This is a genomic window from Undibacterium sp. KW1, assembly GCF_009937955.1.
In the GTDB taxonomy this organism is placed as follows: domain Bacteria; phylum Pseudomonadota; class Gammaproteobacteria; order Burkholderiales; family Burkholderiaceae_D; genus Undibacterium.
Map to the genome: position 1 here is coordinate 1,576,877 of NZ_AP018439.1, position 18,230 is coordinate 1,595,106.

An 18,230-nucleotide genomic window follows, 5' to 3' on the forward strand; every position below is an offset into this window, starting at 1 on the left:
GGATTGTCTTCCCTTTATCTTTTCCGCGCCCATGTTTGCCGCAGACATTGCACCGGATTATTTCTTCTGTTCAGGATAAAGCACAATCTGCGCATAGTTCTGGAAGTTGAAATAACGCTGCGCTGCCTCCTTGATCTGTGTCGGCGTGATGGCGCGTATGCGTTTATCCACCGACAAGATGGCCTCTGCCTCGGTTTTATAATAGACCGCGCCTTGCAGATGGTTCAGCCAGCTTTCATTGCTGCGCAATTCTTCCTGGTGCGCTTTCAACCAGGATTGCTTGACCTTGTTCAGGTCTTCCAGTTGCGGGCCAGACTGCTGTATTTTCTTGATTTCGGCAAACAGGGCAGCAATGACCTTATCCACGTTTTCTGGGCTGCAAGGCAATTCTGCATCTATGCTGTACCTATTTGATGGAATACGTTCAAAAGAGCCATTCAGGCCACCACTGTAAATCAACCCCTGCTTTTCGCGCAGCACATCAATGACCTTCAGATTCAGGATATCCACCATCGCATGAAAGCGTGCATTTTCTTCCCGCGTATAAGTGGATGTGCCGTTGAAGCTGAGTACCACAGTACTTTTTTCTTCATTGCCGGCATAGACATCTTTCTTGACGACACCTTGCACAGGATTGATATGCAAATCCTGATATTCGGTCTTGATGTCCGTATTGGGCAAGCTGGCGAGATAGGTGGCGATCAGCGGCCTGATCTTGTCCAGTTCAAAGCTGCCAACAAAAATAAAGTGCAAATCCTTGGCGCTACCAAAACGGGATTGATAAATTTCCATACTGCGGTCCAGCGAAATCTTGTCAAAATCCTCTACTCTTGCCAGGCGCGGCACGCGTGGATTGTCTTTGTAGATGGTCGTGGTAATTGCTTCTGAGAAGACGGCTTCAGGACGTGCCCAGGTGTTCCTTGCCAATTCCTTTTGTGAGCTGATCAGTGACTGAAACATTGCTTCATCCTTGCGCGGGCTGGTCAGACGCAGGTACAGCAACTGCAACATGGTTTCTATATCGCTGGCACCAGACGCACCGCCTATGCTTTCAGAATAATTATCCATGCTGGTGCGGACATTGGCTGATTTGCCTGCCAGGGTTTCCTGTAAATCTTTCTGGCTGAAATTTCCCATGCCCATGCCCCAGACGACGGGATTACTGTAATACACATTAAAATAATCTGCGTCAGAGAACAAAGACATGCCGCCTGCACGACGGGCGCTCATCAAGACCTGGTCATTCTTGAAGTCGGTTTTTTTCAAGCTGACTTTAACGCCATTCGATAAAGTCATCTCCACCAGACCCAGCAGTTTGTTTTCTTTTTCAGAAACGATCTTGCCGGGCGTAGGAAGAGTAGTCATCAAGCTGGCGCTGGCTGCTTTTTCTGTGCGGGCCTGCAATGGCTTTTGCTCTGCCGTGGCAGTCATCGCCAGCAAATCTGTTTCACTTGGTATGGTCTCGCCTGTCTTGTTTGAACCCACATAAAACGCCAGCCTGATACTGTCATCCGGTGTTGCGTTCCTGGCGAACTGATTCATCTCTTCCAGTGAAATACCTTCGGCAAATTCCTTGAAGTACAGGTATTCATTCTTGATGCCAGGGATAGGTTCATTGGTCAGGAAGTTGCGTATATATTCTGCGGCAAAGGTCGCAGAATTGGATTTGCTGCGCTCGTTGAACATGCTTTCATATTCACGCGCTTCGATTTTCTTGGCGCGGTCAAACTCCGCTGCAGTAAAACCAAATTGACGTATGCTGTTTTTCTCTTGCATCAATGCATCCAGCGCGGCTTGTGTTCCAGATGGTGACAATATCGCGGTCGCTACAAAAGAATCATAGCCTGCTACCACAGGTTCGCTACCGGCAGACGCGCCCAGGAAAGGTGGCCTGGCCTGTTCCGTCAACGCACCCAGGCGGCGGTTCAGCATGGATTTGTAGAAATTGCGGATGATATCCTGACGATAGTCCCCTATGACTTCATGCGTTGGCTGCTTCTCCAGTGGATAGCGTAGCATCAGCATGTTATTCGTGGCCTCCTTGTCGGTGATAACCATGGTCTTGGAGGCGGTATTTTTGGGGATATTGATTTCTGGCCGTGCACGCGCAGGTACCGGGTTTTTCAAGCCTGAAAAATACTTGTATATCATTTTCTCGGCATCATCCGGCTGTACGTCGCCGATAACGACTACCGCCATCAGGTCTGGCCTGTACCAATCCTTGTAAAAACGGCGCAGGGCATCATGCTTGAACTGTTTGATCGTGTCTTCCTTGCCTATGGGCAGGCGCTCTGCATATTTGGAGCCATTGAATACCTCTGGCAGCAATTGGCGCATCATGCGGTCACTGGCACCTTTGCCCAGCCGCGCTTCTTCCAGGATAATGCCGCGTTCCTTGTCGATATCAACAGCCTTCATCTCCACACCCTGTGCCCAGTCAGCCAGTACCTGGAAACCAGTTTTCAAATAGGCCGGTTTGTCGGTAGGGATGGGCAGGATATACACCGTTTCATCAAAGCTGGTATAGGCATTCAGATCAGCACCGAATTTCACGCCTATGGATTGCAGGTAAGAAATCAGTTGATGTTTCTTGAAATGCTTAGAGCCGTTGAAGGCCATGTGCTCAGTAAAATGCGCCAGACCCTGTTGATCATCATCCTCCAGCACCGACCCGGCTTTTACCACCAGGCGCAGCTCCACTTTCTTTTGCGGATTATTATTCTTCTGGATATAGTAAGTCAGGCCATTTTCCAGTTTGCCCTTTTTCAGGTCGGGATTGATGGGCAGGGGATCGTTCAGGCTAATTTCTGCCACTGCAGGAAGGCTCGCAGGCAGGATAAATGCAAGCAACATCAGGCTGGCAACCAGCCTCCTGGCGGGGGTGATTGATTTTATTGCTGAGATAGCAAGGGTATTCGGCATAAACAGCGGTGCAGGCTAGATAAAAATGCCAGTGTACTCTGTTGGCGGAATACCTGTGGCGTGGGCTTTGTATCGATTTGCTACAGAACTGGGAGACGGAACAAAGGGCTTGTGGATGAAATGTCTTCTAGCTACCGCAGCCCCCACCACAACCACCACCGCAACTGCTGCCACAGCTTGATCCGCCGCCATCGCAACCGCCTGAGTCACTGCTGCTGCCGCAACTGCTACCGCCGCCGCAGGATGACCCCGTATTCGCCGCTTGCGCCTGTTTTTTGATCATTTCTTCATAGGTCAGGGTAGTGATCAGGCCAGCCGCCAGCAACTGGGCTGCCCCGAAGCTCTCAGGGTAAGTCGATTTACCTTCTCCCGTACCCCGGCCATTCATATTCTGGAAACCGATGCGGCTGGTGGTGGCAAAGTAGGCATAACCATGCGGCATGTGCAGCTTGCTGTCGAGTGCAAACAGGCGGGGCAGGGTGGGTTTGCCAGGCCAGATACCATCTACCCTTTGTGCAGTCACCAGGCAGTTGGCCAGTGCTGCATCCATGTCGGAAGCCATGTTCTCTGCTTCTACATGCGGTATGGTGCTGCCAAAATGTTTGCAGCAAAAATTGTCAAGGCTGATCGATGACCAGCTGTTCCAGGCATGCCAGACTGAGTCGGCGGCTTTTGAAGGCAGGGCACAAGCCTGCTTGCTGCGGCTGACGCAACTGAAAAACATCATCAGCCCCTCTGCCGCGCGGGCAAAAAAAACGGCATCACTAGGGATGCCGGGGAATTCATACTTCGCTTTTGCCTGCCAAAGCAGGAACACTGCATTCGGTATCTCGACCAGTTGACGCCTGTAATCTGAATATTGAACAATATTTTTGGCCCGCATCATCTGGTATTTTTGTTTTAATTTACTTAACATCGTCTTTAATCTCCTTTTCTCTTTTGTTTTAGTGATTTCATCTTAGAAGAGATTTATGACAATTACGTGACAAAAATGATGAGGGAAAACACGTATACAGTTTACCTGTTAAATCAAGCAAGATGGTATCTTGAGCCCTCGCTAATACCACCCTCAGGCTCTTGCCAATACCGCCGGGGCAATCACCTTGTGTGCCGGCCCCACGAACAACATATATGCCCGCCCCAGGTTATTGTGTACATGCACCACGGTGGTGACTGCAATGAAGGGCTGACCATCCCGGGTTTGCTTACTGACCGATACCTTGACATCAAGATGTTTGTCAGAATCACAGAGTATGACTTCTTCATCAGATTTATACACCAGAGAAAATATCCCGGCCCTGTCGCCTACCTGATATGCCTCGGCTGGTTTGCTTTTGTTCAGCGACTTCATGCCACCCAGGTTTTTCAAGCCAAACAGGCCAACCACGCGATTACGTATGCCCATCAGAGCATTGACCCAGCCCGGTGTTCTTGCAAAGGTATCCATGTAGATTTGCATTGCACTCAGATCTGCATGAGGGAAGGGTGTTTGGTAGCAGTCGTAAAAGTAAGCGCCTGGTACATCTTCAGCGATCTTGCTTGATGCCGGGACTGCTGTTTCCGTGATCTTGTTTTTCATGCTGCCTGCCCCTGGTTTGCGTTTATGTTCACCAATGCAATTGCGGCAGGCATGGCCAGCCAAAAGCCGGACGTGGGCATCAGTATGACAGCAAAGATGCTGCAGAGCAGGAGACCCAAACCCAGCGTGCGTGCTTCAGTAAAATCAGGTTTGCGTTCCAGACTGTTGATGGTCATGCCGAGAAGTAAAAATGGACCACCAAACAGCAAGAACCATGTCGCCGCCGAACGTAAAGGGTCACGATTGACGGTATTGAATACTCCTCGCTCCAGCATGCCCACAAAAACTGGACCAAAGAGTAGAAAGGCAGCTATCGTGTGCAGAGCGGCAACGGCGATCAGATAATTACCTATCCAGATTTTCCGGCGCTTAGTTGGTATTGACATGACTTGCTCCTTGTTTAGTCCAGGCTATTTCAGTGTTGACGACAGCACCCATCTTCTTGAGCATATTCATCAGCCCCAGGTAGGCGCGGTCAAAATAAGGTACGTCTTCATGCCAGCCCGCCAGGATGCCTGACAGCAGTCTGCTATGTTCTGCATTGATGGTTTTGGGGTAGGGCGATTTATTGCTGAAGTCAAATTCACTGCTTTGAAATGCTTCCATCTTCCAGGCATGCAGGTCGGCAAGTGCGGTCACTACACTTTGATCAAATTCATCTTGCGTCACTGCATCAGAGAACAGACTCAGATCTATATATGCCAGACGCAGGATGCGATTACGCTCAGCCACATCGGTCATCAGCAAGGCACGCCAACTGCGCGCCATGGCATCACAAAAATTGTACGAAATTTTATTGGTGCAACCAAAATCCAGTACCGCCAAACGCCCACCCGACATGAATAAAAAATTGCCCGGGTGTGGATCAGCATGCACGCGGCCCAGTTCACATACACTGAACCAGAACCAGTCAAACAGCAATTGCCCGTAGTGATTACGCTGTGCCTGGTCAGGCGCTGTCGCCAGCCATGCATCCAGGTGCAGGCCATCTAGTCTCTCCATCGTCAAGACCCGCTTGCGCGACATCTCAGCTATGCATTTGGGGATAACTATGCCCGGTAAATTCACCCGCTCATGAAACCAGCTGAGTTGCATGGCCTCATGTTCATAATCCAGCTCTTCGCCCATCTTTACTTCCAACTCGCTCATGAAGCGGTCTATCACCTCCTTACGTGGCAAGATGGTGGTACCCATGGCCATGGTCTGGAAGATACCGCGTAACATGCGCAGATCACTGCCGATGGCAGCGGCAATGCCGGGGTATTGCACTTTCACCGCCAAATGCCTGCCATCAGCCAATCTGGCATGATGTACCTGTCCCAAACTTGCTGCAGCAAAGGCATGTGCATCAAATTGCGCATACAGGTGTTCTGGAGCTTCGCCAAATTCACGCTGGAACACTTTGTGGATCAGTGCGCGGTTCAGCGGCGTAACCTGATGACAGCCTTTCGCCAGTTCGCGGCGTATGCCTTCCGGGAGAAAATCGGCTTCCATACTCAGCAATTGCGACACCTTGAGGGCACTACCTTTTAACTGGTTCAGTGCCTTGAACAGTATGCGCCCCAGCTCAGCTTCATGTCTTTCTTGCGCAGCTTGCTTGTCATCGTCGCTGCGCAACATTTGCCGCGCCTTGTGCCCCAGCTTGCTGGCACCAGCCTGTGCCAGCGCCAGGCCAGTGATGGCAGTTCTGCCCAGCTTGCTGGCAGGTGGTGCCTTGTTCATCGCACGTCCCCTAGACCATTGCGCACAAGCTTGACCATTTCCAGCAAACCAGAACCATTTTGCATGATGCGTGACAACTGGTTGCGCAACATGAAGCTGGCCAGCTCAGATACTTTATTGACGATGCCACTCTTCAAAGCCATCACCAGTATCGCCAGCGTCATGTCCACCAGTTGCGTGGTATTCGAGAATTCTTCCGAGTCATCCTTGAGCCAGTAAGCAATGACAGCAAACAGATAATCACCAAACAATCCACCGATGAGGTTCTTGAAATCGCAAGGAGAAATATCGCCACGATGCTCCGCCTCTTCCAGCAGGCTGATAATTTCCTGCTTCAGGGTTTGCTGGCCTGGCATATTGTCGCGCATCATCAACAGTGGGGATTTGCCAAAGATATCACGTGTGATTTCCACAAACTCACGGTCGCCCAGCAAGAGCTCCAGCAAGGCATCCACCAGCCTTTGCAGCTTTTCTTGTAGGGTAAATTCGTCCCAACCCGGTGTTTCCTGCACAACTTCCAGCGTTATTTCTATACACAGCTCATAGTAAGCCAGCAGGATTTTTTCCTTGCTGGGGAAGTACTTGTAAATCGTCGCATCCCCTATACCCGCCTCACGGGCAATCTGCTTCATGGTGGCAGCGTCATAGCCTTTTTCTGTAATCAGATCAACGGCAGTGCGTATCAAGGTGCGCCGGGTTTGCTCTTGCTGGGACTTGGAAGTTTTCATAATCGAGACGAACTTCTATAAAAATGGTGGTTTAGTTCCATTAATATATACAGTGTTTCGTTAAATAACAAGGTTTACTTGTTTAATGGAGGGTTTGTGTTGATTGGGCTGAGGGAGGTGGATAGGGCGTAGGTTGGGCTACGATTTATCAGCCCAATACTGGGCCTCTGCAAACGTATACGTTATTTAAACGCCGAGTGTTGGGCTGATACCCCGTAGCCCAACCTACGGGGGGCAAAGATATAATTGTGTTAATTAACAACCCACCACCCCGGCAATAAAGCCCGCACATCGCCCCGCCCAAACCGGTCATCAATCAAATACACCACACCCTTGTCATCCGTCTGCCGTATGACCCGCCCCGCCGCCTGCACCACCTTTTGCAAACCAGGGTAAAGGTAAGCATAGTCATACCCCGACCCAAAAATCTTATCCATGCGCAGTTTGATTTGCTCATTGATGGGATTGAGTTGCGGCAGGCCCAGCGTCGCAATAAACGCACCTATCAGGCGAGTACCAGGCAAATCTATGCCTTCACCAAATGAGCCGCCGAGAACAGCAAAAGCTATTCCCTGGCTATCCTCAGTAAACCGCGCCAAAAACTCTTCACGATCTGCCTCATTCATACGCCGGGTTTGCAAACGCACAGGAATATCAGGATGCGCGTTGATAAAACTGCTACTAACCTGGGCCAGATAATCAAAGCTGCTGAAAAAGGCCAGATAATTGCCAGGCTGCGCATGATACTGCCGCGCCATCAATGCCACGATAGGGGCAACAGAACGCGTACGGTCAGCATAACGGGTAGAGACGCTATCCACCACATGCACCTGCAACTGATCAGCAGAGAAGGGCGATTCCACATTCACCCATGCCGTGCCCTCGGGCAGGCCTAGCGTGTCGCAATAATAATTCCAGGGGCTGAGCGTGGCCGAGAACAGCGCTGTCGTATGGCTGGCCGCAAAACGCGGCGTCAAAAAAGCCGCTGGCACGATATTGCGTATGCATAGCGTCGATGTGCCATGCGCTTTGCTGACATCGAATATCGAATGATCAGCAAAGCTTTCTGCCAGACGGTTGAACAGCAAGGCATCCAGATAAAACTGCTGCAAATCCGGCGCTAACTGACTGGGGTTGTCAGCAAAGTAAAGACCAATTTCTGTGCATAGCCTCGTCAATGCTGCCAGGAGTTTTTCTGGTATCTCAGCATGCGGCTGGTAATCAGTTTCCTGTTCTTTTTCCAGTTGCAGCCAGGCGCGATACAAGCTGTCCAAAGTTTTTTTGAGCGCTGGCGGTGGCGACTTGCGCAAGCGCTTCAGGCTATCGCGCTGCAACTCTGCGCTATACATCTGGCGCGCCCGCGTCACCATATTGTGCGCCTCATCCACCAGCACGGCGACTCGCCAGTTGTTCACTATCGTTAAACCATGCAGCAAAGCATAGAGATCAAAATAATAGTTATAGTCACCAATGATGACATCGGCCCAGCGTGCCATCTCTATGCCCAGATAATAAGGGCAAACCTGGTGAGCGAGAGCAACGCTGCGCAAGCCTTCCTTGTCCAGCAATTGTTGTTCAGCAGCGGCAGCGCGCGCAGCAGGCAGGCGGTCGTAAAAGCCTTTGGCCAACGGGCAGGCATCACCGTGACAAGCCGCTTCAGGATATTCACAGGCCTTGGTCTTGGCGACCAGTTCCAGTGTGCGCAAGCCTAGCTTTGGTGTGCTGTTCTGGATATTGCCCAGCGCATCCAAAGCCAGTTGCCGCCCTGATGTTTTTGCTGCCAGATAAAAAATCTTGTCCAGCTTGTGTTCAGCAGTGGCCTTTAACAGAGGGAACAAACTGCCTATGGTCTTGCCGATGCCAGTCGGTGCTTGCGCCAGCAGACAACAGCCGCGCGTGCTGGCTTTGTACATCGCTTCGGCCAGTTGCCTTTGCCCTGGCCGGAATGTCGCATGCGGAAAAACCATGTCTGTAATAGCCAGATCACGCGCAGCACGATGAGCCACTTCCTGCTCGCCCCAGGCAATAAAGCGCCCGCACAACAAAGCAAAAAAATCTGCCAGTTCAGTAGCAGCCAAGTCCTGCTGCAGCACCGTTTCTTTCTGACTTTGTATATTGAAATACACCAGCGCCACACTGATCTTTTGCAAGCCCAGTTTCTCGCACAGCAAATGTCCATACACCTTGGCCTGCGCCCAATGCAAATGGCGGTGGTTGTCTGGCATGGCACGCAAGTCACCCAGATAGGTCTTGATCTCTTCTATCTGCTGCAAGTCGGGGTCATAACCATCAGCACGGCCACGCACATGCAAGCCGCCATGCTGGCCTTCCAGCTTTACCTCGCGCTGGTAGTTGCTGCTTCTGCGCAAGGCCACTGTCGCGTGCCCGGCCATGCCTTGCTCGGCAGTGGGCGAGGGTGTAAAGCGTAAATCCAGGTCACCTTGCTTGGCCGTGAACTCGCACAGGGCACGCACGGCCACTGTATAGCTGGCGGTGCTCTCAATGCTCATGGCTCAGTCTCTAGCCATTCCAGATAGCATACTGTCACCGGCATATCATGTGTCGCGCAAAAGTCAAGCCATCGCTTCTGGTTATCCTGCAACTTGTCGCCCGGCCCTTTGACTTCTATCATCTGGTAACGCCGTTCTTGCGGCCAGAACTGTATCAGGTCAGGGAAGCCATTGCGGTTGGCGCGTATGTCCAGCAAGATGCGCTCAAAACTATGTTTCAGATGTTGTGCAGGTATGCACTCCAGCGCCATCTCCAGCAAGTCTTCAGACAACACACTCCAGAACACAAAAGGCGACTGCAAACCAGACTTGGTCGCATAAGTTTGCCGTATGGTCTGGCGATAAGCACCTGTATCAAGCTGCGCAAAACAGGTGGCAAAATCATCCGCCCGCCGCGCCTGAAAATCAACACTCAACAAATCCGTAGGCCCACGCTGGAAAGGGTGAAAAAACGCCCCCGGTATCGCCTTGAAAATCACAGGCCAGCACAACAAACCAAATAGAGAATTGATAAGCGCATTCTCCACATAAAACACTGGCGCGTCATCTGTATGTAAATGATCACGCACCACATACTCGACCACATAATCTTCTTGCGGAAAGGGCAGGCGCAAGGCCAGCTCTGTCGGTGGTTTGCTGGGCGCCTTGGCGGCTTTAGCCAGCCCCAGCTTGCGGGCAAGGCGCGGTGCAATACGCAACATCTGCTGATGCTCTGCCTCACTCTCAGGCGCTTGCTGTGCCAGCGTCAGCAAATCATAGGCGGCCTGCGTCTGTTCACTCTTCTCGAGCACACGTATGGCACGCAAGCGCGCGCCTGGGTAAGTGCAGCCCGCATACACCTGCTGCGCCAGAGCCCAGTCCTTTTGCTTTTCCAGGTACTCACCAATCTGGTACAACAAGCGGTTACGGCGGCTGGCAATCCATGCATTGTCCACTGCATGCAAACCAGTCGCAGCCAGTTGCGCCAGCACTTCAGGCACAGGCTGCTCCGCATGAAAAGCCTCACGACAGGCATGCAAAGCCAGATAAGCATCAATATCCGCACGACAGCCAAAGCCACGCGAGGCCGCAGAAAACTCCACCTTTTCATATTGGAAAATACCCAGGTCAGACAACACAAACTCAGACCAGTCCTGATACAGATTACCAAAAAACAGCAAGCGCAAACGATCGCACAAATCCTTGTTCAGCACCTGATAAGCAACATCATCCACGGCACCCATAGCCCCCGCACACCAGGCAGAAAAAGCCTGGCTACCCGTATGCCGCAAACTAAACAAGCCCAGTTGCTCAGCCTTGGACAATTTCTTTTCAGCAGGCGTCATCGCCAGCACCAAAGCCAGCTCAGGCTTTTGCAGCAAATCAAACAAGCCAGCAATATCAAGCACAGGATCAGCCTGCACCCAACCCACATCCACCAGCGCCTGCATCGCCGCACAGGTATCACCAATCTCGCCATACACCAGCTTGCTAGCCCTGAACACGCAACCCTTGCGCATCACCATCCGCACAAACAAAGCCCGCGACGCCTGCGGCAGCTTGCCAAACTGCGCAATAAACGCCTGCTCATCATCAGCCAACAAATCCGCATAGCGCCCACCCACCCAGCCCAGCACAGCCTGGAAGTTTTCAAGGTAGTAAAAAGGATTATCCAGATTGGCAAGCATGGGGCAGGGGAGTAGCGTTTAAATAACTGTATATGCATACAGTTTAACGCAATGTGGGATGAAGGGTAAACGAGAACTGCAGTCAATTCCGTCTGTATTGAAGCTGCAACGGTTAAAATACCGCCACGTACTCCTTCCCCTTCAAGGGGATATTTGTGGGAATTCGCAAAACATGTTTTGCGCCACAAATATCTAAGCTGCATACTTGCAGCGCAGTGGAAGGTCGGGATGGGGATGGGTTTCAGTCGAAAACCCCAGGTGCAATTTGCCCTCCCATCTGCTCACAATTTCCAAAAGATTAAAAAATGAACAAAGCCGAAGCCATACAAATCGCCAACGATTCCCTGCAAGCCAACGTCCTCAACGAAGGCAACACCCAATTCTCCCAAGTCGTCCGCTATGGCAACGACGAAGGCTGGTGGCTCAACATCCCCTTGACCAACTTCAGAAAAGAAAACCACTTCCTCATCTGCAGCGAAAAAGCCAAAATCATCCGCCACCTGATGATCAAAGCCAACAACATCTTAAGCCCCGCCACCAAGTTCCGTGTCAAGGACGGCATCGCCGACATCTTCATCTCATCCGCCAACCCCAAACGCCTGACCGATGTGCTGCAAGGTGGTAGCAAGTACAGTTTTAATAAGCATTTGGTGGATGAGCATAGGTATTGACATCAAAAAAGTAATATTCAATTGTAAAATAAAATATATAACGTTGATATTCAATATCAGATGTGGTTCCGTTGATATTGTTCAGCATTGTCAATTTGTATAAATCTATACCCCATTCTATTTCTTATTAAAATTAACTTACATGCAAAACACGCAACATCAAAATCTTGTCGGCTTTATTTGGAATATTGCGAACAAGCTGCGCGGCCCTTATCGCCCTCCTCAGTACCGTCGAGTAATGCTTCCATTGATTGTGCTCCGTCGCTTCGATTTGGTGCTCGCTGAAAACAAACAGAAGGTATTAAACGAAAAGAAACGTCTTGAAGATAAAGGCATCAAGGGGCCTGCACTTGAAAAAGCCTTGTCACGTATTGCTGCTACTGATCGCACTCAAGAGTTGTTCAATACCAGTGGTTTCACTTTCGAAAAACTGTTGGACGACGCTCCCAACATCGCAGGTAATTTGATCGCCTACATCCAAGGGTTTTCTCCCCGTGCTCGCGATATCTTTGACAAATTTGAATTTGAGACTGAAATCGCAAAGCTGGATGAGGCAAACAGACTGTTCTTAATCATCAGAGAGTTTTGTTCAGGAGAGGTTAATTTATCTCCTAAAGTCATCAATAATTTGCAAATGGGATACTTGTTTGAGGAGTTAGTACGTAAATTCAACGAGCAAGCAAACGAAGAAGCTGGTGATCATTTTACTCCGCGAGAAGTAATCCGACTGATGGTGCAGTTGTTGTTCACTGGGGAAGATGATATTTTTAAGCCGGGTGTTTATCGTAGCGTCTACGACCCAACTGCGGGAACTGGTGGGATGTTATCCGAGTCGGAAAAGCATATGAAAGAGAAAAATCCTGATGCTCACATCGAACTTTTTGGTCAGGAATATAACCCTGAGTCTTACGCTATATGCTGCTCCGATCTGCTGATCAAGGACGAACCGATCAACAACCTTATCTATGGAGATACTCTGGGCATCAAGGAAGCCAAGAATAAGACCAATGGCTTCGTACCGCACGACGGACACCCAGAAAAAAAATTCCACTACATGCTGGCCAACCCACCCTTTGGCGTGGAGTGGAAGCCGGAGCAAGATTTCGTGCGTGAAGAGTACGAAGCCCAGGGATTCTCCGGTCGTTTTGGTGCTGGTCTTCCACGTATCAATGATGGCTCGCTACTCTTTTTGCAACACATGATCTCGAAAATGCATCAGCCACCTAAGTTTGTCAAAGGCAAGAATGTAGGCGGAGATGGTTCCAAGATCGCAATCGTGTTTAATGGCTCACCCCTGTTCACTGGAGACGCAGGATCAGGCGAATCCAATATCCGGCGCTGGATCATTGAACGCGACATGCTCGATGCCGTCGTGGCCCTGCCAGACCAGATGTTCTACAACACCGGCATCTATACCTATGTGTGGATCGTCACCAACAAGAAACCCTCTCATCGCCAAGGCAAGGTGCAGTTGATTGACGGCACGCGCCATTTCAAGAAAATGGACAGAAGCTTAGGTAATAAGCGCAATGAGCTCTCAGATGATCACATTAAAGAATTGGTGCGCTTATATGCCGAGTATGAACACAGTGCAGAAAGTGAAGTGATTGTTGAAATTGACGGAAAACCAAAGAAAGTTAATCGTGTTTGTAGCAGGCTCTTCAATAACCATGAATTTGGCTTTCTCAAGATAACCGTGGAGCGTCCGCTGCGCTTGAATATCCAAGCCAGCGCCGAACGAATTGCGAAATTGGACGAACAAAGCGCCTTTGTCGACTTGGCCAGCAGCAAGAAGCGCAAGGACGATACCGCCTATCGTAACGAAATTGCAGCGGGGCAGGAAACACAAGCTGCAATCAAGTATACCCTGCTAAGAATGGATGGTGATACACGATACCTTAATAGGCTTGCATTTGAGTCGGTGCTCGAAGTTGCCTTGAAAAAGGCTGGCATCAAGATCGGTGCGTCGATCAAGAAGGCCATCTTGCTTGCACTGTCCGAGCGCGACCCCAAAGCAGACATTTGTCTGGATGCCAAAGGCAACCCTGAACCAGATGTCGAACTGCGCGACACGGAAGTAGTGGCCTTGCCGAAGGACATTGGATTGCCACTGCCATTGGGTTACGACAACGAAACCGACCACGACAAGCTGCTGGCCTTGGTCAAAGACCACTGCGAGGACTATCTCAAGGCCGAAGTCATGCCCCATATACCCGATGCATGGATTGACCACAGCAAGACCAAGGTGGGCTATGAAATTCCGCTCACCCGGTGCTTCTACATTTACCAGCCACCGCGCCCGCTAGAATTGATTGCGCACGAAATCAGTCAGCTAGAAAAAGACATTTTGGCTATGCTGAGGGAGGTAGTGTGATGGGATACGCTCAATACAACGAGCGGGATGGCTCAGGGGTTTCATGGTTGCAACAAAAACCCAGTCATTGGGGAATCAAAAGATTGAAATTCTCAACTGACATCATCAACAACAAAGTAAGCGTTGAAGATTCACCATTGCCTTATTTCGGCTTGGAACATATCGAATCATGGACAGGGCGGAAAATTGAAGGGGAAATTAGTAATAGCGAAGGACTGGCATCTTCTTTTGCAGTAGGGGATGTACTATTTGGAAAGTTGCGCCCATATCTTGCCAAAGTTCATTTGGCTCAAAGACACGTTCTTCCTACCCTTCAATGTGGGGCATGAGCATGGCTCTGGTAACCCAACAGTGGCTGGGGATGTGCGCACTTCCTACCTTTGGCGCAAGGTATTGACTCGTGACAGCCTGATGGACATCCTCGCGCGCTTCATGCATCTGGATGTAGAGGAAAAAACTGTCGTTACTGAGAAGGGTATCAAGCGGCACCGCAAAGAGTCGATGATCTTCCCGCGTTACCACCAATTGGACGCAGTTCGGGCACTCACAGACCACGCACAAGCACATGGTTCAGGACATAATTACTTGATCCAACACTCTGCTGGCTCGGGCAAATCGAATTCGATTGCTTGGTTGGCGCACCGCCTCTCGAGCCTGCACGACGCTAATAACGAAAAGATTTTTCATTCGGTGGTGGTGATTACCGATCGGCTAGTACTAGATCAACAATTGCAAGATACGATCTTTCAGTTTGAACACAAGCTGGGTGTAGTGCAGAAGATCGATGAAAACACTCAACAGTTGGCGAAGTCTTTGGCTGATGGCGTGCCGATCATCATTTCCACTATACAAAAATTCCCCTTTATCACTCAAGCCATCCATACATTGGAGGCTAACGGCAAAGGCGTAGCGATCTCGACTGCGGGCAAGCGCTTTGCGGTGATCGTGGACGAGGCCCACAGTTCGCAAAGTGGTGAAACCGCGATGGAGTTGCGCAAGATCTTGAACAAGGACGGTATTGAAGCTGCTATCGCTTCGCAGTTACTCGATATGGACGATGATACCTTGAGCGAAGAAGCTAAGAAGGAGTTATTACGCGAGCAACTCAAGCGAGCCAAACAGCCTAACTTAAGTTTTTTTGCCTTCACCGCAACGCCCAAGTTCAAGACTTTGGCTGTTTTTAATGAGCCCGGCGCTGAAGGCAAAGCGCCGTTTCATCACTACAGTATGCGCCAAGCTATTGAAGAAGGCTTTATTCACGACGTGCTTGCGAACTACACCTGCTACAAACGTTACTACAAACTGATCCAGAAGGTGGAAGTTGATCCCGAAGTACCTCGCCGCAAGGCCGCCCGCGCACTTGCGCGATTCGTCGAGTTTCATGATTATGAGATTGCACAGAAGGTAGAAGTAATCGTTGAGCATTTTCGCACCCATACTCGTCACAAGATTGGTGGCCGGGCAAAGGCAATGGTGGTCACTGGCTCGCGCGAACATGCTGTGCGTTACAAGCTGGGGTTTGACAAATACATCAAAGACAAAGGTTACACTGATGTGAAGTCACTAGTTGCTTTTTCGGGAGAGATCACGCTTAAAGAGTTTGCTGACAAAAAATTCACTGAAGTGAATATGAATAGTGGAATCAAAGAATCCGAGCTGCCAGAGAAGTTCAACACCGAGGAATATCAAGTCTTGCTAGTGGCGGAGAAGTACCAGACAGGATTTGACCAGCCTCTGTTGCATAGCATGTACGTTGATAAACGCCTGTCAGGTATCCAGGCAGTGCAGACATTATCGCGCCTGAACCGAACAACGCGCGGCAAGACCGACACCTTCGTACTTGATTTTGTGAACGAGCCCGCAGATATCTATACCGCCTTCAAGCCTTATTACGAGGCGACGGATAAGGGGGATGACACCGATCCGCAGCAGCTCAACACGCTGGCATATACGCTGGGAGGCTGGAAGATTTACACCGAAGCGGAGATCAGTGCGTGGTGTGAGATCTGGTTCCGCAACAGGTTAAATCCAACTGGTGGTGAACACAAAAAATTGAACAGCATACTTGACTTGGCAATTGACCGATTTAAATTGCTCGACGAAGAAAATCAGAATTTATTTAAAGGGCAGTTGGTCAGTTTCCGTAATTTATATAGTTTTGTTTCGCAGATCATTCCTTATCAAGATTCTGATCACGAGAAACTATATACCTATGCCCGTTTTTTACTGACCAAGTTGCCCAGCTTGATTGATAGCCGTACTATTCAAATAGACGATGAAGTTGAGCTGAAATATTATCGTTTACAAAAGATCAGTGAGGGCGCGATCGATTTAAGAGTTGGTGAGGCTGAGGCTGTTTACGGGCCAACCGAAGTTGGTACTGGTCAAGCCGACGAGGAGGTGCAATTGTCAACATTAGTCGGAAAATTGAATGATCGATTTGGGACGGAATTTACTCCAGCAGATCAGTTGTTTTTTGATCAGGTGCGCGAAACAGCGGTAGCTAATAAACAATTGCAACTGGCTGTTATGGCTAATTCCATTGAAAATTTTGAACCGGTTTTTAATCAACAATTAGAGAATCTTTTTGTTGAAAGAATTGATGGTAACGAGGAAATATTTATACGCCTTATGAATGACGAGGCTTTTCGCGGCGTAGCAGCGGGGCATTTGATGAGGGCAGTTTTCCACCAAGTGAAGGCAAGACTGAATGCTTCAAGGGGTGATGACTAACTTGTTGGGTAAATTCGTGCATGTTAAAAATTTGAATTTTCGATACTAATTGAGGCCAATGCAGTGACTATTCCTGACTATCAAACATTGATGCTGCCATTATTGCGATTGGCCAGTGATTCGCAAGAACATCGGTTTCGTGATGCGGTTGAACAATTAGCTCAGGAGTTCAAGCTGACGGATGAACAGCGAGACACCATGCTACCAAGCGGAACAGGCTTGCAATTTGATAATCGGGTTGGATGGGCAAGAACTTATCTGAAGCAGGCCGCTCTTCTTGAGTCAAGAAAGCGCGGCTTCTTTAATATCACGGCGAGAGGGAAAGAACTTTTAGCTAAAAATCTTTCTCGGGTTGACAATTCTGTGCTTGAGCAATATCCCGAGTATTTGTCTTTCAAGCTGCGTCGCAGTGAAGACAAGGGCGTGCAGGATGCAAGCGGTGTTTTGCAGCCCACTTCAATTGACACTACCAAAGTGGAGCAGCTGGAAGCTACACCTGAAGAGTTATTTTCTCAGGCTTATCAGCGGCTCCGCAATAATCTTGAATCTGAATTGCTTGAGCAAGTGAAAGCTGCATCGCCTTCATTTTTTGAGAGGCTGGTTGTCGATCTGCTTGTCAGTATGGGTTATGGCGGTTCTCGTCAGGATGCGGGCCGAGCAGTTGGCAGAAGCGGTGATGAGGGGATTGATGGCATCATCAAAGAAGACAAGTTAGGTCTTGATGTTATCTACATACAGGCGAAACGCTGGGAGGGTACAGTTGGGCGCCCTGAAATCCAGAAGTTTGCCGGAGCCTTGCAAGGGCAGAGAGCTAACAAAGGCGTCTTCATCACTACTTCTAGCTTTACCAAGGAAGCGGAAGAGTATGTCCGCATTATCCCGTCGAAGATTATTTTGATTTCAGGCGAACAGTTGGCAACACTGATGGTTGATCATAACGTTGGAGTTTCGCCAGTCAGTAAGTTTGAGCTAAAACGCATAGACTCAGATTATTTTGATGGGGAAAATGTATAAACAGTTAATTTGAGAAAAGCAGCGATGAAGTCGCTGTTGTTCGAGGGATTGTTGGTCAGCCTAAGTTGTCAGTCACCTTCGAATAAGATTTCCATCTTCAAAAACCAAAAAAGCCCTTGAATAATCAAGAGCTTAATCAGTGATTGGTGCCGAGAGCCGGAATCGAACCGGCACGCCTTGCGGCGCGGGATTTTGAGTCCCGTGCGTCTACCTATTCCGCCATCTCGGCAACGCAGAACGAAATTATGACAGAGCCGTCAAAATTTTGCAAGCGGCCTGCTGCTTTTGCCGGGTTTGCTGGTTTTGTTAT

13 protein-coding genes and 1 tRNA gene are annotated in these 18,230 nt (G+C 49.6%); 5 read left to right on the plus strand and 9 right to left on the minus strand.

Annotated features, from left to right (window positions below; all coding sequences use genetic code 11):
• Positions 1–57: 57 nt before the first annotated feature.
• From UNDKW_RS06945 to UNDKW_RS06980, 8 genes are all read right to left on the minus strand, one after another.
• Positions 58–2,922, minus strand: coding sequence for a pitrilysin family protein (locus tag UNDKW_RS06945; protein ID WP_232063281.1), 2,865 nt, complete (start codon positions 2,920–2,922; stop codon positions 58–60).
• 127 nt (positions 2,923–3,049) lie between these two features.
• Positions 3,050–3,838 (minus strand): hypothetical protein, encoded by a 789-nt coding sequence (locus UNDKW_RS06950; protein WP_162058110.1) that lies wholly within the window; start codon positions 3,836–3,838, stop codon positions 3,050–3,052.
• Between the two features lie 153 nt (positions 3,839–3,991).
• Positions 3,992–4,501, minus strand: coding sequence for a DUF2867 domain-containing protein (locus UNDKW_RS06955; protein ID WP_162058111.1), 510 nt, complete (start codon positions 4,499–4,501; stop codon positions 3,992–3,994).
• Positions 4,498–4,887, minus strand: a complete 390-nt coding sequence (locus tag UNDKW_RS06960) for a DUF6463 family protein (protein WP_162058112.1) — start codon at positions 4,885–4,887, stop codon at positions 4,498–4,500. The genes UNDKW_RS06955 and UNDKW_RS06960 overlap by 4 nt, the downstream gene beginning before the upstream one ends.
• Positions 4,871–6,223, minus strand: a complete 1,353-nt coding sequence (locus UNDKW_RS06965) for an AarF/ABC1/UbiB kinase family protein (RefSeq protein ID WP_162058113.1) — start codon at positions 6,221–6,223, stop codon at positions 4,871–4,873. Before UNDKW_RS06965 ends, UNDKW_RS06960 begins: the two co-directional genes overlap by 17 nt.
• Positions 6,220–6,951 (minus strand): TetR/AcrR family transcriptional regulator, encoded by a 732-nt coding sequence (locus UNDKW_RS06970; RefSeq protein WP_162058114.1) that lies wholly within the window; start codon positions 6,949–6,951, stop codon positions 6,220–6,222. The genes UNDKW_RS06965 and UNDKW_RS06970 overlap by 4 nt, the downstream gene beginning before the upstream one ends.
• A gap of 251 nt (positions 6,952–7,202) precedes the next feature.
• Entirely contained in the window at positions 7,203–9,461 is a 2,259-nt protein-coding gene (locus tag UNDKW_RS06975; RefSeq protein ID WP_162058115.1) for an ATP-dependent DNA helicase, read from the minus strand.
• Positions 9,458–11,128 carry a VRR-NUC domain-containing protein gene (locus UNDKW_RS06980; RefSeq protein WP_162058116.1) on the minus strand — a complete coding sequence of 557 codons (1,671 nt, stop codon included), beginning with the start codon at positions 11,126–11,128 and terminating at the stop codon, positions 9,458–9,460. Before UNDKW_RS06980 ends, UNDKW_RS06975 begins: the two co-directional genes overlap by 4 nt.
• Positions 11,129–11,433: 305 nt before the next feature.
• Here UNDKW_RS06980 and UNDKW_RS06985 point away from each other — a divergent pair, with 305 nt between their 5' ends.
• From UNDKW_RS06985 to UNDKW_RS07005, 5 genes are all read left to right on the plus strand, one after another.
• The gene (locus UNDKW_RS06985) at positions 11,434–11,799 is read left to right on the plus strand and encodes a hypothetical protein (RefSeq protein WP_110257271.1); all 366 of its coding nucleotides are present in this window, start codon (positions 11,434–11,436) and stop codon (positions 11,797–11,799) included.
• A gap of 142 nt (positions 11,800–11,941) precedes the next feature.
• A complete protein-coding gene (locus tag UNDKW_RS06990) occupies positions 11,942–14,173 on the plus strand; it encodes a class I SAM-dependent DNA methyltransferase (RefSeq protein ID WP_162058117.1) in 2,232 nt (743 codons plus the stop codon).
• Positions 14,173–14,502 carry a hypothetical protein gene (locus tag UNDKW_RS06995; RefSeq protein ID WP_162058118.1) on the plus strand — a complete coding sequence of 110 codons (330 nt, stop codon included), beginning with the start codon at positions 14,173–14,175 and terminating at the stop codon, positions 14,500–14,502. The genes UNDKW_RS06990 and UNDKW_RS06995 overlap by 1 nt, the downstream gene beginning before the upstream one ends.
• A complete protein-coding gene (locus UNDKW_RS07000) occupies positions 14,444–16,906 on the plus strand; it encodes a type I restriction endonuclease subunit R (protein ID WP_197893110.1) in 2,463 nt (820 codons plus the stop codon). Before UNDKW_RS06995 ends, UNDKW_RS07000 begins: the two co-directional genes overlap by 59 nt.
• 63 nt (positions 16,907–16,969) lie before the next feature.
• A complete protein-coding gene (locus tag UNDKW_RS07005) occupies positions 16,970–17,920 on the plus strand; it encodes a restriction endonuclease (RefSeq protein ID WP_162058119.1) in 951 nt (316 codons plus the stop codon).
• A gap of 144 nt (positions 17,921–18,064) precedes the next feature.
• Here the strand turns inward: UNDKW_RS07005 and UNDKW_RS07010 are convergent.
• Positions 18,065–18,149, minus strand: a tRNA-Leu gene (locus tag UNDKW_RS07010).
• Between the last annotated feature and the right edge of the window lie 81 nt (positions 18,150–18,230).

Coding starts and splice junctions, on each gene's coding strand:
- UNDKW_RS06985 (WP_110257271.1), top strand. CDS start 11,434: ATGAACAAAGCCGAAGCCATACAAATCGCCAACGATTCCCTGCAAGCC.
- UNDKW_RS06955 (WP_162058111.1), bottom strand. CDS start 4,501: ATGAAAAACAAGATCACGGAAACAGCAGTCCCGGCATCAAGCAAGATC.
- UNDKW_RS06975 (WP_162058115.1), bottom strand. CDS start 9,461: ATGAGCATTGAGAGCACCGCCAGCTATACAGTGGCCGTGCGTGCCCTG.
- UNDKW_RS06980 (WP_162058116.1), bottom strand. CDS start 11,128: ATGCTTGCCAATCTGGATAATCCTTTTTACTACCTTGAAAACTTCCAG.
- UNDKW_RS06970 (WP_162058114.1), bottom strand. CDS start 6,951: ATGAAAACTTCCAAGTCCCAGCAAGAGCAAACCCGGCGCACCTTGATA.
- UNDKW_RS06965 (WP_162058113.1), bottom strand. CDS start 6,223: ATGAACAAGGCACCACCTGCCAGCAAGCTGGGCAGAACTGCCATCACT.
- UNDKW_RS06995 (WP_162058118.1), top strand. CDS start 14,173: ATGGGATACGCTCAATACAACGAGCGGGATGGCTCAGGGGTTTCATGG.
- UNDKW_RS06950 (WP_162058110.1), bottom strand. CDS start 3,838: ATGTTAAGTAAATTAAAACAAAAATACCAGATGATGCGGGCCAAAAAT.
- UNDKW_RS06990 (WP_162058117.1), top strand. CDS start 11,942: ATGCAAAACACGCAACATCAAAATCTTGTCGGCTTTATTTGGAATATT.
- UNDKW_RS06960 (WP_162058112.1), bottom strand. CDS start 4,887: ATGTCAATACCAACTAAGCGCCGGAAAATCTGGATAGGTAATTATCTG.
- UNDKW_RS06945 (WP_232063281.1), bottom strand. CDS start 2,922: ATGCCGAATACCCTTGCTATCTCAGCAATAAAATCAATCACCCCCGCC.